The sequence below is a fragment of the Streptomyces sp. NPDC048636 genome (genome assembly GCF_040650655.1).
Classification (GTDB): Bacteria; Actinomycetota; Actinomycetes; order Streptomycetales; family Streptomycetaceae; genus Streptomyces.
On record NZ_JBEZHR010000003.1, the window covers coordinates 181,884 to 196,426 of the forward strand.

The 14,543-nt window shown below is 73.0% G+C and carries 13 protein-coding genes; 7 read left to right on the plus strand and 6 right to left on the minus strand.

Features of this window, described 5'->3' with window-relative positions:
* The first annotated feature begins 41 nt into the window (after positions 1 to 41).
* The 3 genes from AB0C66_RS11370 (at position 42) to AB0C66_RS11380 (ending at position 3,977) form a co-directional block, all read left to right on the plus strand.
* On the plus strand, positions 42 to 1,487 hold the full coding sequence (locus tag AB0C66_RS11370; protein WP_362436644.1) for a helix-turn-helix transcriptional regulator: 1,446 nt from the start codon (positions 42 to 44) through the stop codon (positions 1,485 to 1,487).
* A gap of 589 nt (positions 1,488 to 2,076) precedes the next feature.
* The gene (locus AB0C66_RS11375; protein WP_362435944.1) at positions 2,077 to 2,745 is read left to right on the plus strand and encodes a response regulator transcription factor; all 669 of its coding nucleotides are present in this window, start codon (positions 2,077 to 2,079) and stop codon (positions 2,743 to 2,745) included.
* Between the two features lie 44 nt (positions 2,746 to 2,789).
* Entirely contained in the window at positions 2,790 to 3,977 is a 1,188-nt protein-coding gene (locus tag AB0C66_RS11380; protein WP_362436646.1) for a histidine kinase, read from the plus strand.
* A 46-nt stretch (positions 3,978 to 4,023) separates the two neighbouring features.
* Here AB0C66_RS11380 and AB0C66_RS11385 read toward each other — a convergent pair whose 3' ends face one another.
* On the minus strand, positions 4,024 to 4,401 hold the full coding sequence (locus tag AB0C66_RS11385) for an STAS domain-containing protein (RefSeq protein ID WP_362436648.1): 378 nt from the start codon (positions 4,399 to 4,401) through the stop codon (positions 4,024 to 4,026).
* A 311-nt stretch (positions 4,402 to 4,712) separates the two neighbouring features.
* Between AB0C66_RS11385 and AB0C66_RS11390 the strand changes: the two genes are divergently transcribed.
* Complete coding sequence (locus AB0C66_RS11390; protein ID WP_362435946.1) at positions 4,713 to 5,291, plus strand: sigma-70 family RNA polymerase sigma factor; 579 nt, start codon at positions 4,713 to 4,715, stop codon at positions 5,289 to 5,291.
* Here the strand turns inward: AB0C66_RS11390 and AB0C66_RS11395 are convergent.
* On the minus strand, positions 5,273 to 5,428 hold the full coding sequence (locus tag AB0C66_RS11395) for a hypothetical protein (protein ID WP_362436691.1): 156 nt from the start codon (positions 5,426 to 5,428) through the stop codon (positions 5,273 to 5,275). The two genes, AB0C66_RS11390 and AB0C66_RS11395, sit on opposite strands and share 19 nt — an antisense overlap.
* Positions 5,429 to 5,482: 54 nt before the next feature.
* Between AB0C66_RS11395 and AB0C66_RS11400 the strand changes: the two genes are divergently transcribed.
* The gene (locus tag AB0C66_RS11400) at positions 5,483 to 6,865 is read left to right on the plus strand and encodes an immediate early protein (RefSeq protein ID WP_362436650.1); all 1,383 of its coding nucleotides are present in this window, start codon (positions 5,483 to 5,485) and stop codon (positions 6,863 to 6,865) included.
* 90 nt (positions 6,866 to 6,955) lie between these two features.
* Here the strand turns inward: AB0C66_RS11400 and purU are convergent, their stop codons facing one another.
* Positions 6,956 to 7,861 (minus strand): formyltetrahydrofolate deformylase, encoded by a 906-nt coding sequence (gene purU / locus AB0C66_RS11405; RefSeq protein WP_362435948.1) that lies wholly within the window; start codon positions 7,859 to 7,861, stop codon positions 6,956 to 6,958.
* Between the two features lie 32 nt (positions 7,862 to 7,893).
* Positions 7,894 to 8,394 (minus strand): hypothetical protein, encoded by a 501-nt coding sequence (locus tag AB0C66_RS11410; RefSeq protein ID WP_362436652.1) that lies wholly within the window; start codon positions 8,392 to 8,394, stop codon positions 7,894 to 7,896.
* 117 nt (positions 8,395 to 8,511) lie between these two features.
* Between AB0C66_RS11410 and AB0C66_RS11415 the strand changes: the two genes are divergently transcribed.
* On the plus strand, positions 8,512 to 9,822 hold the full coding sequence (locus AB0C66_RS11415) for an ABC transporter substrate-binding protein (protein WP_362435950.1): 1,311 nt from the start codon (positions 8,512 to 8,514) through the stop codon (positions 9,820 to 9,822).
* 76 nt (positions 9,823 to 9,898) lie between these two features.
* Here the strand turns inward: AB0C66_RS11415 and AB0C66_RS11420 are convergent, their stop codons facing one another.
* Both AB0C66_RS11420 and AB0C66_RS11425 read right to left on the minus strand, forming a co-directional pair.
* The gene (locus tag AB0C66_RS11420; protein ID WP_362435952.1) at positions 9,899 to 11,731 is read right to left on the minus strand and encodes a hypothetical protein; all 1,833 of its coding nucleotides are present in this window, start codon (positions 11,729 to 11,731) and stop codon (positions 9,899 to 9,901) included.
* A 346-nt stretch (positions 11,732 to 12,077) separates the two neighbouring features.
* Positions 12,078 to 13,469, minus strand: coding sequence for a transcriptional regulator (locus AB0C66_RS11425; RefSeq protein ID WP_362435954.1), 1,392 nt, complete (start codon positions 13,467 to 13,469; stop codon positions 12,078 to 12,080).
* A 396-nt stretch (positions 13,470 to 13,865) separates the two neighbouring features.
* Between AB0C66_RS11425 and AB0C66_RS11430 the strand changes: the two genes are divergently transcribed.
* Positions 13,866 to 14,522, plus strand: a complete 657-nt coding sequence (locus AB0C66_RS11430) for a bifunctional DNA primase/polymerase (RefSeq protein ID WP_362435956.1) — start codon at positions 13,866 to 13,868, stop codon at positions 14,520 to 14,522.
* The last annotated feature ends 21 nt before the right edge of the window (positions 14,523 to 14,543 follow it).

The following is a 14,543-nucleotide window of genomic DNA, read 5'->3' on the forward strand; positions in this document are numbered from 1 at the left end:
TAGCTCGGCGATTAAGCTACAGCCGGGGAGAAGAGGGCACGGTGGCCGAGACCAGCTCCGGAGACGGGCGGACGGCGGACACGACCGGTCAGATCGGTCGCCGGGTGCTGCGGCTGCGCACCGAGCGCGGGTTCACCCAGCGCCAGCTCGCCGAGCCCGCGTACACCGCCGCCTATGTCTCCACCCTCGAATCCGGCAAGGTCCGCCCTTCCGAGGCCGCGCTGCGCCATCTCGCCGGACGGCTCGGGGTGAGCTACGAGGAGCTGACCACCGGACGCTCCCCCGTGGACGCCACCCGGCTGCGGGCCGGACTCACCGACGCCCGGCGGGAGCTGGCGGCCGGTGCCGCCGAGGACGCGGCCGCGCTTTTCGAGGAGCTGCACGACGAGGCGGAACGGCTCGGCTTCGCCGAGGAGCGGGCGGCGGCGCGGCTGGGGCTGGGCGACTGCGCGCTGGAGACCGGTGAACTGATCACCGCGCGTGATCACTTCGAGGCGGTGGAACGGCTGCTGGCCGAGGAGCCGCTGCCGCGGCGGGTCCCGGCGATCCGCGGCCGGGCGGTGGCCCATCTGCTGGCGGGCGAACTGCGCTACTCCTGCTATCTGCTGGAGAGCGCCATCGACGAGCTGAACGCCTCCGGACTGCACGACCCCAACGCCCTGCTGCTGCTCTACACCGCGGCCATCGCCCCGTACATGGACATGGGCGCGCATGGCCGCGCGGTGCGCGCCGCCGAGCTGGCGCTCGCCCTGGCCCCCCAGGTGGACGATCCGGGTCTGGTGGCCCGGATGCACCGCGGGGTGGCCCGCACCCTGATAGCCGAGGGCCGCACCGCGGAGGCCGACGCCTCGCTCGCCAAGGCCCAGGAGCTCTACGAACAGCTGCGGATCCACACCGACCTGGCCCACTGCCACTGGATGCGCGGCTATGTGCACGCGCAGGACGGCAATCTGGAACGGGCCGAGCGCGAGCTGCGCACCGCGCGCGACATGCTGGCGTCCAGGCGGGCGGCGCTGTTCACCGTCCAGGTGGAGGTGGAGCTCGCGGATGTGCTGCGCCGCCGGGGGCGCGCCGCCGAGGCGGAGGCCCTGCTGCTGCCGCTGCTGGCCCGTTCCCCCGGCCCGGAGCCGGGTACGCAGGAGGACGGGGAGACCCCGGCCTACGGGGCCGACGCGGCCGACGGCGCCGGGCTCACCGCCGAGCGCGGCGCGGTGCACGCGGGCGGCGCCCACCGGCTGCTGGGGCTGATAGCCGATGAGCGGGGCGACGCCGACACCGCCGAAGAGCACTACTGTGCGGCGCTGTCGCTGCTGGAACGCACGGGCGCGGCCGGGGACCTGGCCGATCTGTGCAGGCTCCTCGGCGATCTGCTGCGGCGCGGCGGGCGGTTGGAGGCCGCGATGGACGCGTACCGCACGGGCCTGGGCCACCGGGCGGCGCCGGGCACCACCACATTGGGTCCGGCTCCCGCCGAACCGCCCGTCTGACAAGGGCGTCAGAACAGACCAAAGCCGGAGGCAACAGCCGGAGGAACAGCACGATGCACGGCCGTCACGCAGAACAGACAGGCGCACCGAGACATGCGCGCGGAACGACGCGTCAGCGAGGTGACGCGCCCGCCGTCCGTGCTGTCCGACCCCGGCGATGCCGGGCGGAGGCCGGTCCCTCCCCCCGCGGGGGGCCGGTCAGCGCTGGGTCTGCGCACACGGCGCGGCGGGCGGTCAAAAGGTGGACAGGCCGCCGCGTGTGGGGGTCGCGGCGGCCTGAGCGCGGCAGCGCCCCGCTGATTGACCCATACCGGGACCGGTCAGATCCACGGCAGTCACTACGCGCCGAGAGGCCCTACGACGCGGTGACGGGGTTGGGGTCCGGGTCGACCCCGCGGGGTGGTGCAGCATGTGGTCCACTCTGCCCGGCGGACGGCCGGACCGGCATCCGCCGCTGGTCTCCTGTCACCCCCGCCGACCGGCGGGGGTGTCTCCCCCAACTGGGCGGAGTGAAACGCTCCATTTTCCGCCCCGCATACGGCAGGCTGTCCAGGCAATGGGCATGACAGCTGAGGAGAGGGGGCGGCCGGTGATCCGTGTTGCTGTGGTGGACGACGAGGCTCTTGTGCGCTCCGGCCTGCGGCTGATCCTGGGCACCGCCCCGGATATCGAGGTGGTCGCGGACTGCTCGGGCGCGGGCGCGGTGGACACCGTGCTGCGCAGCGGAGCCGATGTGGTCCTGCTCGACATCCGGATGCCGGACGCCGACGGGCTGACCGTACTGAGACAGGTGCGGGCCGCACCCCGCGCCCCCGCCGTCGCCATGCTGACGACCTTCGACGTCCAGGAGTACCTCGCCGCGGCGCTGCGGGCCGGAGCGGCGGGCTTCCTCCTGAAGGACACCGATCCGGAACAGCTCGTCCGCGCCGTACGGACCCTCGCCCAGGGCGGCAGTGTGCTGGATCCCGGTGTCACCCGTGCCGTGATCGGCGGCTTCCTCGCCGCCGAGGCCGAGGTCACCGCGTCCGAGGCGATCGAGGCCCTCACCCCGCGCGAACGCGAGGTGCTCGCCCTCCTCGGCGAGGGCCTCGCCAACCCCCAGATCGCCGACCGGATGGGGCTGGCCGCCAGCACCGTCAAGGACCATGTCCGGGCGGTGCTCGGCAAACTCGGCGGCCTCAACCGTGTCCAGGCGGCCATCGTCGCCGACCGCGCCGGACTCATCGCCGGCCGCCCCCCGATAGGCGGGATCCGATGACAGTCTCCCCCCTCCGTGCCTCCCCCAGCCCCCTCTTCGAGGACATGCGGCCCCCCGCCCATCCGCCGCGACGGCGGCTGCCCCCCTGGGCCGCCCAGTGGGGCTCGCTGCTGATCCCGGTCGTCCTGGCGGTGGCCGACGCCCTGCTCGTCAACGGCGTCACCTTCGGCCTGGAGCTGAACGTCTCGCTGGTGGCCGCGGCGGCCCTGCTGCTGCGCCGCCGCCTTCCCGCGCTGGTCTTCCTCACCACGCTGCCGGGGATCCTCATCGGCTACATCTGGTTCGCGCCGATGATCGCGCTCTATACGGTGGCCCGGCGCCGCCCGGACCGCCGACTGCTCGGTGTCCTGGCGCTGCTGCTGGCCGCCGCGCACTTCATCCCCTGGCCGGTCTCCGACTTCGAGCCCACCGCCTACCGGGACAACACCCTCGTCATGATCGACGCCTGTGTGACCTCCGTGGGCCCCATCGCGCTGGGGCTGCTGGTGCGCACCCGCAGCGAACTCGCCGCCCGGATAGAGGACCTCACCCGCAGCCGCCGCCACGCCGACGAGCTGATCGCCGAGCAGGTGCTGAGCACCGAACGGGCGCGGCTGGCGCGCGAGATGCACGATGTCGTGGCCCATCAGGTCAGCCTGATCAGCCTCCAGGCCGGGGCGGTGCAGATCAGCGCCGAGGACGCCAAGGCGCGGGAGGGCGCGCGGACCATCCGCGAACTCTCCGTCCGCACCCTGGACGAGCTGCGCCATATGGTCGGGATCCTGCGCGCGGCCGGAGGCGATCTGGAGGACCTGACCCCTCAGCCCCGGCTGGCGGATCTGCCCCGGCTGATCGAACTGAGCGCGCTGGACGTCGCGTACGAGACGGACACCGCCGCGGAGGGCGAGACGGGCGAGGAGGAGGGGCGTACCGCCGAGGCGGTGGAGCGCGCCGCCTTCCGGATCGTGCAGGAGGCGCTGACCAACGTCCGCAAACACGCGCCGGGGGCACGGGTGACGGTACGGGTCAGAGATCTGGAGGAGTCACGGGAGTTGCGGGTCGAGGTGCGCAACGGGCCACCGGACGCGTCCGCCGCGCCCCCCGGACTGCCCGGCGGTGGACACGGGCTGGTCGGACTGCGCGAGCGGGCCCAACTGCTGGGCGGAACGCTCAAGGCGGAGCCGACGGACGACGGGGGCTTCGTGGTACGGGCGGACTTCCCGAAGGCACCGCCGCGGGCGAGCCGTTCGTAAGGAGTGCGCGGGCGAGCGCGGCGAGCTCGCGAGGGGGCGGCGGGGGTCAGGCCGAGAGGGAGCCGACCGCGTCCTCGTCGTCCTCGTCCGGCTCGGTGGCCGCGGCCAGGTCCGGGTGGACGTCGAACAGCCGCCGCACCCCGAGCGCCGCGAGCACCCGGTGGACATGGGAGCCGTGCGCCGCGTCCTGGGGCGGCAGGATCAGCCGCAGCCGACCGGAACAGGACCGCATCAGCCGCCGCGCGGCGATGAGCACACCGACGCCGCTGGAGTCGCAGAACCGGACTTCCGACAGGTCGAGCACCAGCCAGTGGCGGCCTTCGGCGACCGCGTCGTGGACGTGCTGCCGGACCGCGGGCGAGGTCACCAGGTCCATCTCGCCGGATACCTGGAGTACGACCCACTCCCCCCGGCGGTCCTCCATCACCTTCAACGTCACGCGCTCGAAGCCCTTCGCTCGCCGCTAACCGGAATTTGCTGTTCCCGGGCGGCTGCCCGCCCACCAGCGCATGAAACTCCCCCTGGCACACGCCGTGGGAATCGACCCTATGCCTCGGCGAAGCGTTTCGTCTCGCCAATCCCGCGCAAAGTGAAGGCGTCAATACCATGTGCGGCCTGCTCGCGCCGAGCTTTGCCTTATGGACGCGCGTTGTATCAGCCCCCGGCACTACATTCGATAGGGACGCGGGCACAGCGCCCGGAAACCCGGCCGGACGACTCAGGGATGGGGGCCGTATGCCGAATGACGCACCGCCCCGCTGGGACCGCAGGATGCAACAGCGACTCGCACGCGGCGAAGCGGCCGCACTCGGTGAGTTGTATGACCGTTTTGCCTCGATTGTCCATCATCTCGCCCATCGCGTCCTGGAGGACGAGGAGGCGGCCGACCGCGTCACCCGTGAAATCTTCGGCTACATCTGGGAGAACCCGGACGCCTACGACCCCAGGAGGGGTTCGATGCGCTCCTGGGTCGCCATGCTCACCCACCGCCATGCGGTGGGGTGGCTGCGCCGGTCACAGGCCGCCGCGGCCGAGGAGGGCGAGGTGACCACCGAGGACATCGAGGAGCGGATCCGCGACGCGTCGGTGGCCGCCCGCGCCGACTACATCGTCACCTCGATGCCCGCCCCGCTGCGCGCCGCCCTGGAGCTGGCCTATTTCGACCGCCGTGACTACCGCGAGGCCGCGGCCGCCCTCGGGGTGACCGAGGACGAGGCGCGGCGCCGTCTGCGGCTGGGCCTCCAACTGCTGTCCACCGCCTATGTCCAGCCCGCGCGCGCCGTCCCGCCGCCCGGTTACGGACGGGCGCTGTGAGCGGGGCGGGCGGTCCGGAGCCGCACGGCGAGGACGCGTTCGGCGACGACGCACTCGGTGACGACGCGTTCGGCGACCGCCCCGGCGCGGACCGTCACGGCGGCGGCCCCTCCCGCGGCGAGCGTGACGAAGGTCACGCCGATGGCTCGGACGAGGGAAGAGGCGGCCCCGGCAAGGGGGATGAGACCGGTATCCCTCCTGAACCGTTCGGACCGCCCCGTATACCTCCGCCCCGCCCGGCCGCCGAGGACTGCGGCCACTGGCCGGGCGTCCTGAACACCGGGATCCCCGCACCACGGCGGCCCGGCTCCGGGCCGGTGGAGCCCCCGGCCGCCGTTCCCGGACCTCCGGCCGCCGTGTCCGGACCCGAGCCGACACCCACGCCGACGCCGGAGCCCGCGGCCGCTGCCGCGCCGGAGCCGAGGCCCGCACCCGCGGCCGAGCCCGCCCCGGTGCCCTGGCCTCCCTCACACGATCTGCTCCGCTCGCTGCTCGGCGCCTGGGCGCTGACCGCGTGCTCCCAGGAGGAGACCGCCGCCGTCGAGGACCACCTCAACGACTGCAACTCCTGCGCCGAGGAGGCGCTGCGGCTGCGCGAGGCGGTCGGACTGCTGCACTCCGAGCACAGCCTCGACCTCGATCCCCTGCTGCGCTCCCGGGTGCTCTCGGGCTGTCTGGGCCGCCGCCCGGCGCGTATCCCGGTGCCCGGCTGGGCCGCCGCGTACGACGCCGAGGCCGCCCGGCTGGACGCGCTGCTGCGCGATATGGGCGAGGCCGAGTGGCGGGCCCCGGTACGGCTCAGGTGGTTCGACGGCCAGCGGCTCACCGGACGGGACACCACCGTCGCCGGGGTGATCGGCCATCTCATGGTGGTGGACGGCCTGATCGCCGCCTCCCTCGGCCTCCCCGATCCGCTCGGCACCGCGGTGTCCGGCTCACCGTCGGCGCGCACCGAGGCGTACTGGCAGACCGGGCCCGTGGCCGCGCACGGCGCCGGACCGCACACAAGCGTCCGGGAGTTGTGGCGGGAGCAGGGCCACACCCTGGTCCGCACGGTGTCGTTCGCCGGCAGCGGGGTGTCCGATCTCGACGTGCCCTACGGCGACTTCGCGCTGCCCCTGCGCGACGCCTTCCTGGACCGCGCCTTCGAGTGCTGGGTGCACGCCGGGGACATCGCCGAGGCCGTCGACTACCCGTACGAACCCCCGGCCTCCGGCCACCTCAAGGCCATGATCGACCTGTGCGTACGGCAGCTTCCGGGCACTCTGGCCGAGCGCCGCCGCGCCGGGCTCGCCGCCCCGCCCCGGCGGCTGGTCGCGGCGGGCTCCCCGGGCCGTACGCTCCATCTGGAGGTCGAGGGCACCGGCGGCGGCGACTGGTACATCCCGCTGGACTCCCCGGCCGCGCTGGCCTCGCCGGAGGAGAAGGTGGCCCATATCGCCCTGGACGGCGAGGCGTTCTACCAGCTGGCCGCGGGCCATGTGCCGCCCGCCGAGGCCGCCGCGGGCCAGTCCGGCGATATCGAGGCCATCAGGGACGTCCTCTACGCGACCGCCTCGCTGTCCCGGCTCTGAGCGCACCCGGAACCACCGGCCCCGTTGATCCGGAGACCCGGGCGGCCCGGCGGCCCGTACTCCGGCGCGGCCCATACGGACCCCGGCCGGTCAGTTGAAGACGACCGTACGGTGGCCGTTCAGCAGCACCCGCCGCTCGCTGTGCCACTTCACCGCACGCGCCAGCGCCTGGCACTCCACATCCCGGCCGACCGCCACCAGCTGGTCCGGGGTCAGCTCATGGCCCACCCGCTCGACCTCCTGCTCGATGATCGGGCCCTCGTCCAGGTCGGCCGTCACATAGTGCGCGGTGGCACCGATCAGCTTCACCCCGCGCGCATGCGCCTGGTGATACGGCTTCGCGCCCTTGAAGCTCGGCAGGAAGGAGTGGTGGATGTTGATGATCCGGCCCGAGAGCTGCTTGCAGAGATCGTCCGAGAGCACCTGCATATAGCGGGCCAGCACCACCAGCTCCACCCGCTCGGCGCGGACCAGCTCCAGCAGCTCGGCCTCCGCCTGCGCCTTGGTGTCCTTGGTCACCGGGAGGTGGTGGAACGGGATCCCATAGGAGCCCACCAGCGCCTCGAAGTCGGTGTGGTTGGAGACCACCCCGGCGATCTCCACCGGCAGCGCCCCGATCCGCGACCGGAACAGCAGGTCGTTCAGACAGTGCCCGAACTTGCTGACCATGAGCAGGACGCGCATCTTCTGGTCCGCGTGGTGGATCTGCCAGTCCATCCGGAACGATTCGCCGACCGCCGCGAAGCTGGCGCGCAGATCTTCCACCCGCACCGGCGCGTCCGCGCGGAAGTGCACCCGCATGAAGAAGAGCCCGGTGTCGCGGTCCCCGAACTGCTGGCTGTCCTCGATGTTGCACCCGGTCATGAAGAGGAAGCTGGACACCGCGTGCACGATGCCCTGCTTGTCCGGGCAGGACAGCGTCAGGATGTACTGATCGGGACCGCCGGACTGGCCGACCCGGTCGGACCGGTCGGGGGCGGAATGCGACTCGCTCATGACTCCATAGCGTCGCACACCCGCGACGGGCCTCAGACCGCGCGCGTCATGATCGCCAGCACCTCGAGCGTCCGCGGCGGCACGTCCGGATCCTCACCGTCGTTGGTGGCGAGCCGCACATGGGCCTCCCGCGCCGCCCGGACCGCCTCCGGCCACCCGTGGTGGTCGATATAGGCCGAGACCTGGGCGTCGGCACCCACCTGGTGCATGATCCTCAGCACCCGCAGCACGGCGACGTCGACGAGCGCCGCCTCCTGCGAGTCGCGGAAGACCGTCCCGACGTACTTCTCGGCGGACCAGTTGTCCAGCCAGGTGTCCTCGACGAGCCGGTAGACGGCGTCGGTGACATCCCCATATCCATCCTGGCCGGCCAGCCAGCACTCCCGCTGGAAAACCGGATCGGCGAGCATGTGCAGCGCCGAGCGCACATTGCTGCGCCAGCGCCACCACGGCATGTCGTTGACAGGCATGCCGCCCATGGTGCTGGAGCGACGGCCACGACGGGAAGACTTCTCCGAACCTTGCACAGTTATCGATCGTACGTTCTTCACATCCACGGACGACCCGCCCCCCGGTGTTCATCTTGTAGCCACCCTCCATTGGCGTCACATAGCGGTGGAGTTCCGCGTACGAGGACAGTCTCGATCTCTATGACCGTCCGGCGACGCCTGCCCTCCCGCCCCTTCAAAGCCGCGGTCGCGGCACTGTGCACGGTGGTCGCAGCACCGCTGCTCGCCGGGTGCGGCACCCTCGCGGACGGGGCCGACAGCGAGTCCATCACCGTGATGACCTGGGCACCCGAGGGCACCAAGGCGACCAATATGCCGGGTATGCCCGCCATGGCGAAGGCATACGCCCGTTGGGTCAACGACTCCGGCGGGATCGGCGGACGCAAGCTGCGGATCGTCACCTGCAACGAGCGCAACGACGCGATCCAGGCGGCCCGCTGCGCCCAGCGGGCCAAGGAGGAGAAGGCGGTCGCGGTCGTCGGGTCGTACAGCCAGCACGGCCGTTCGTTCATCTCCCCGCTCGAGGTCGCGGGCATCCCCTACATAGGCGGCTACGGGCTCACCCAGGAGGAGTTCGAGAGTCCCTACTCCTACCCCGTCAACGGCGGCCAGGCGGCCCTGCTGGTGGGCAACGGCCGTCAGCTCGCCTCCGTCTGCAAGCGCGTCTCGCTCGTCCGCCCCGACACCATCGCGGGCGACGAACTGCCCGAACTGCTCGACACCGGCCTCCGCGCGGGCGAGCGCGGTGCCGCGCACGACGTCCGCGCCCCCGAGGACGCGGGCGACTACACCCGGCAGGCCCGCGGCGCCCTGGAGGGCGTGGGCGCCACCGGTTCGCCGGGCAGCGCCGTCGGCGAGGACACCGAGCTGGACGGCTCCTGTGTCACCGCGGCGCTGGGCAACCGCACCGGCACCTTCTTCGACTCCTTCCGCCGGGTCCAGGAGGACTACCCCAAGGTCCGCATCGCCTCGATCCTGGGAAGTGTGCGGCAGTCGCTCGTCGACAGCACCGGCGGCGACGCCAGCGCGCTGGAGGGCACCTACGCCACCGGCTGGTACCCGGCCGCGGACGACCGGCGCTGGGGCCCGATGAACAAGGTGATCAGCAAGTACGCCTTCGACGACAACCGCATCGACCCCGCCGACCCCGGCACCCAGACCACCTGGATCGCCTATACGGTGCTGCGCTCGGCGCTGGAGTCGCTGAACGGGCAGAAGATCACCGCCAGTACGGTGCGCAAGGCGCTGGACCACGGCCACGCGGTCGACACCGGCGGGCTGACGCCGACACTGCGCTGGGGCTACGGCGATGTGCTCAATGTGCCCAACTACCCGCGGATCGTGAACGCGGACGTCACCTATCAGGTGGTGCGGGACGGACGGCTGGTCGCCGTCCGCAAGGGCTTCGTCAACGTGGGCAGGACGATGGAGCGTTACCACCCGACGAGCTGACCCCCCGACCGCGGAAAGACGCGACACGGCGAAGGGGCGGGGCCGGCCGGCCCCGCCCCTTCGCACCGCGCCCGGGTCAGAGCTGGGTGGCGTCGTGCCGGGTGAGTCCGTACTTCGAGGCGATCGGGTTCCACAGCCCGGCCGCCTTCTTCTTGGCCGCGGTCGCCTGGCCACTGGCCCGCTCGGCCGCGCCCACATGCGGGGACCTGCGGGCCTTGCCCTTGGGGCAGCCCCGCTTGCCCGCGACCTGATCGGCCCAGGCCGCGTACTGGTTGTCGGCCGCGGCCGAGGACTTCCACGCCTTGGTGAGCGAGGTGGTCAGCTGCGCGTGGTTCGGCAACTTGTCCAGGGAGAGCTTGTCCAGCCGGGTCACCAGGTTGTTGCGCTGGCCCGCCGCCGTACGCAGATCCGAGGCGGCGGTGGACAGGTTCTTGCAGGACTTGATGTTGCCGACGGCACTGATCACCGACGCCCGGCTGTTGTTGCTGTCGGCGAGCAGCAGGTCCAGCGCCTTCGCCTGCGGCTGCGCGGGGTCGGCGGCCTTGGTCGGCTCCTTGTCCTCGTCACCCGGGGTGGGGCTGTCGAGGGTGGTGTTCTTGTCCTTCTTGTCGTCGTCGCCGCCCGCGCTGAGCGCGGCCCCGGCGGCGAGCCCGGCGATGGTGCAGCCCGCCACCACGATGCCGATGAGCACGGCGGGCGACATCCGGCGCCGACCGCCGCCATCACCGCGGCGACCGCCGCCGCCCGGCTCCCCGCCGGTGGGCGGAACACCCGGGCCATGGGCGCCGAACTGCGGGATCTGCTGGGTCTCGGCGGGCCCGTCCGGCCCCGGGCCGCCGTCGGAGCGGAACAGCCCGTCGAACTCGGCGGGCGGCGGCCGGTCTCCCGGGCGGCCCGGCCGGATGGAGAAGGGGGCGGCACCGGGGCGCGGCGGCTCGTCCGCCGCGACCGGGCCCGGGAGCACCTGGGTCTCCTCGGCTGCGTTCACGGGGGGCTGCGGGGGCAGCGGCTGGGCCGCCTGCCCGCCGCGGTGGGCGCCGCGGCCGGGGCGTACCGCGCGCAGCTGGGTGGTGGACTCGGCGGGCGATTCGGCCGTGGGCCGCTCGGGCGGCAGCGGTGCGCTGGCGGCCTTGGGAAGCAGGGTGGTCGGGTTGTCCTGGGGCGGCTGCGCCTGCCCCGGACCGCCGGGTATCGGGCCGGGACCGCCGGGTATCGGGCCGGAGCCGGGGATGGGAGGGAGATACGCGGTCGCCTCGGCGTCGGGGGCGGCGGGCTGCGGCGGCAGCACCTGCGTCGCGTCGGCGGCGTCCGGGAACGGCTGCCCGGACCGCTCCGGCGGCAGCTGGCCCTGGGCGGGCGGCTGGCCCTGCGGCGGGAACTGGCCCTGGGGCGGGAACTGCCCCTGGGGCGGCAGCTGGCCCTGGGCGGGCGGCTGGCCCTGCGGCGGGAAGGGGCCCTGCGGCGGGAACTGGCCCTGCGGCGCATGCTGTCCCTGGGGCGGGAACTGGCCCTGCGGCGGGAAGGGGCCCTGGGGCGGGAACTGGCCCTGCGGCGCGTGCTGGCCCTCGGGCGGCAGCTGCCCCGGGGAGGGCGAGGAACCCCAGCCCTGCTGCTGTCCGTACGGCTGCCCCTGCGGCGGCAGCGGCGCGGCGTGACCGTAGGAACCGCCCTCCGGCGGCAGCGGGTCCGCGCCCTGCGGCGACGCACCGGGCGGCGCGCTCGGCGCCCCCTGCGGCCCCCAGGGCTGACCCCATGCCTGGCCGCCCGCCGGGGCCGCCTGGCGCTGCTGATCCGAGGCCCGCTGATCGCCCTGGGCAGGCAGTACGACGCCCTCGCGCACGGGTTGCGTGGGCTGGGCGGGCGGGACCGCAGGCAAGTGCGGCTCGTTCCCCTGTCCGCTCTGCGTCACCGGGACTCCTTGGCTATGCGGAACTTACGCAATCGTCGGGTCACGCTACCGGTTCGCCGATGGGTCCGTAGCCCGCCGGACCGGGCGGAGAGGGAGAGACTGGTCACCGCCATATCGGGCACACCGCTGTGACCAGGCAAGATGCCCGGCTTTTCCACGCGGTGGCCGCCAGCGGCCACCGGCGGCCGCCGCATCGGGTGCGACCCGCGGCGCGACGGCGAATGTCACAAACCCCCAACAAACGCCGACAGATGTACGGCTCACCTACCGATGCGCACCCACCGACGCGCCCACACAGGTATGCGTCCCCCGTCCCCGCGACGGAGGGACGGGGACGGGGGACGGGTCAGGCGGCGTGCACCTCCAGGCGCGCGCCGAACTCACGGACCACCGGCTCATCGCGGTACGGCTCCAACCGCTGCTGGAAGTCGTCCAGATACTCGGTGCCACGGCTGGACCGCAGCGTCCCCAGCAGATCCGCCGCCTGGGTGCCGACCTGGCACGCCTGTTCCACCTCGCGCTCCTGCACATGCGCTGTGGCCAGCAGCAGCAGCGCGATCGCCCGCCGCCGCACCCGCCCCTCCGGCAGCCCGTCCAGGGCCTCTTCGGCACGCCGTCGTCCCGACTCGGCCTGACCCAGGTCGCGATGGCAGTGGGCCAGTTCGTCGGCGAGATAGGCGCGGTCGAAATGCCGGATCCAGAGCGGGTCGTCACCGGTCTCGCCGCCGCTGCCGTCGGCCCGGTCCATGACGTCCAGCGCCCGCCCGGCCGCCGCCTGGCTGGAGCGGGCGTCGCCCAGCAGGGCGTGGCCACGGGCCTCGGCGGCCAGGAACATCGCCTCGGCGCGCGGCGGCACCTGGCCGCGCGAACCTTCCTGCGCGGCCTTGGCCAACTGCGCGATCTCCCGGGGATTTCCCAGCTGGGCGGCGAGATGGCTCATGCTGGCGGCGAGCACATAGCCGCCGTAACCCCGGTCCCCCGCGGCCTGGGCCAGCCGCAGCGCCTGGATGTAGTAGCGCTGGGCGAGCCCGGACTGCCCGGTGTCGACCGCCATATATCCGGCCAGCTCCGTCAACCGGGAGACCGCCCCGAAGAGTTCGCGGCCGACCGCCTCCCGGTAGGAACCGGCGAGCAGCCCGGAGACCACACTGTTCAGATAGTGGACGACGACGGGGCGGACATGCCCGCTGCCGTAGCGGTGGTCCAGCTCGACCAGCGCCTCGGTCGTGGCGCGCACCGCCGCCACATCCGAACGGCCCACCCGGGCCCCGGCCGTGCGGGCGACCTGGACATCGGCCCCGGTGATCAGCCAGTCGCGGCTGGGCTCGACCAGCGCGGACGCGGCGACCGTGGAACCGCTCAGGAAGTCACGGCGGCCGACATCGCTCCGCCACAACTCACAGACCTGTTCTATGGCGCCGATGACCGTGGGCGAGAACTGGAGCCCGACGCCCGACGCCAGGTTCTTGCCGTTGGCCATCCCGATCTCGTCGATGGTGACGGTGCGGCCCAGTTTGCGGCCGAGGGCCTCGGCGATGATCCCCGGGGCGCGCCCCCGGGGTTGCTGGCCGCGCAGCCAGCGGGCGACCGAGGTCTTGTCGTAGCGCAGATCGAGACCGTGCTCGGCGCCGCACATATTGACCCTGCGCGCCAAGCCGGCGTTGGAGCACGCGGCTTCCTGGATGAGCGCTTGCAGCCGTTCGTTCGGCTGTCGCGCCACAAGCGGCCTAGCGGCCATGGCTTTACCCCCTGTGACTGCTGTGCGTTCTCGGCTCTTGCCGTCCCTTGTGATCAATGCCCCGCAGATATCGCGGATATACGGCGAATGCCGGTGAATGCGGACCTTGCCCGTATTGACCACTTCGCCGCATCGTTCGCGTGCGGGACCGACACGAGGCCGGAGCGGCGATCGCCCCGGACGACGCGGCACGGCGGCCGAGACTCGTACGCCCGTCACGGATGGTGGCTACCCGCTCACACTCCCGCGACCTCATGCGCGCCCCCGGCGATGCACCCATGCGCCCCGCATGACGTCGGCGCGCACCCCTAGGGGGTGTCCGCGAAGTCCGCCCGGCCGGGTGCCCGGCCGTAACCCTTGTTGACGGCGGAAGTTGTCCTGTGCGTGGAAGAGACCATGGACGTGACAGGTACCTCGCAGATCCCCCGGCAGCGCGGTGAGCGGCTGGTCGACACCGCGGTGCGCTACGCCGAGGAGCGGCACTGGGATGTGCTCGCCGGCGCCTGGCTGGAGCCGGTGGCCGGTGCGGAGCGCTGTTCCTGTGCCGCCGCCGACTGCCCGTCCCCCGGCGCCCATCCACTCGGCCGGGACTGGGTGAACCGGGCGACCGGCAGCGCGGTCGCGGTCCGCCGGATGTGGGCCGCCAGCCCGTACGCCTCGATCCTGCTGCCCACCGGCCGTACCTTCGACGCCCTCGACGTCCCCGAGTCGGCGGGCTGTCTGGCGCTCGCCCGGATGGAGCGGCGCGACGTCGAGCTGGGCCCGGTCACCTCCACCGCCACCCGCCGGATGCTCTTCTTCGTCCTCCCCGGCGGCGCCGCCAAGGTCCCCGAGCTGGTGCGCGGCCTCGGCTGGCCGCCGCACACGATCGACCTGGTCCCGCGCGGCGAGGGGGATTATGTGGTCGCGCCCCCGACCCGGGTCGGCCGCCATGGCCCGGTCCAGTGGGCCCGCCGCCCCACCGCCGCCAACCGCTGGCTCCCCGACGCGGAGGAGCTGGTCAGTGCCCTGGCGTATGCCTGTGGGCGGGACGGCAGGCGAGAGAGCCGCTGACGGGCCGGATCTCTCCGGTCC

Excerpts from the sequence above, each read along its gene's own strand:
- AB0C66_RS11390 (WP_362435946.1), top strand. The coding sequence starts at position 4,713 with ATGCCGAATGACGCACCGCCCCGCTGGGACCGCAGGATGCAACAGCGA.
- AB0C66_RS11380 (WP_362436646.1), top strand. The coding sequence starts at position 2,790 with ATGCGGCCCCCCGCCCATCCGCCGCGACGGCGGCTGCCCCCCTGGGCC.
- AB0C66_RS11430 (WP_362435956.1), top strand. The coding sequence starts at position 13,866 with ATGGACGTGACAGGTACCTCGCAGATCCCCCGGCAGCGCGGTGAGCGG.
- purU (WP_362435948.1), bottom strand. The coding sequence starts at position 7,861 with ATGAGCGAGTCGCATTCCGCCCCCGACCGGTCCGACCGGGTCGGCCAG.
- AB0C66_RS11425 (WP_362435954.1), bottom strand. The coding sequence starts at position 13,469 with ATGGCCGCTAGGCCGCTTGTGGCGCGACAGCCGAACGAACGGCTGCAA.
- AB0C66_RS11385 (WP_362436648.1), bottom strand. The coding sequence starts at position 4,401 with ATGGAGGACCGCCGGGGGGAGTGGGTCGTACTCCAGGTATCCGGCGAG.
- AB0C66_RS11415 (WP_362435950.1), top strand. The coding sequence starts at position 8,512 with ATGACCGTCCGGCGACGCCTGCCCTCCCGCCCCTTCAAAGCCGCGGTC.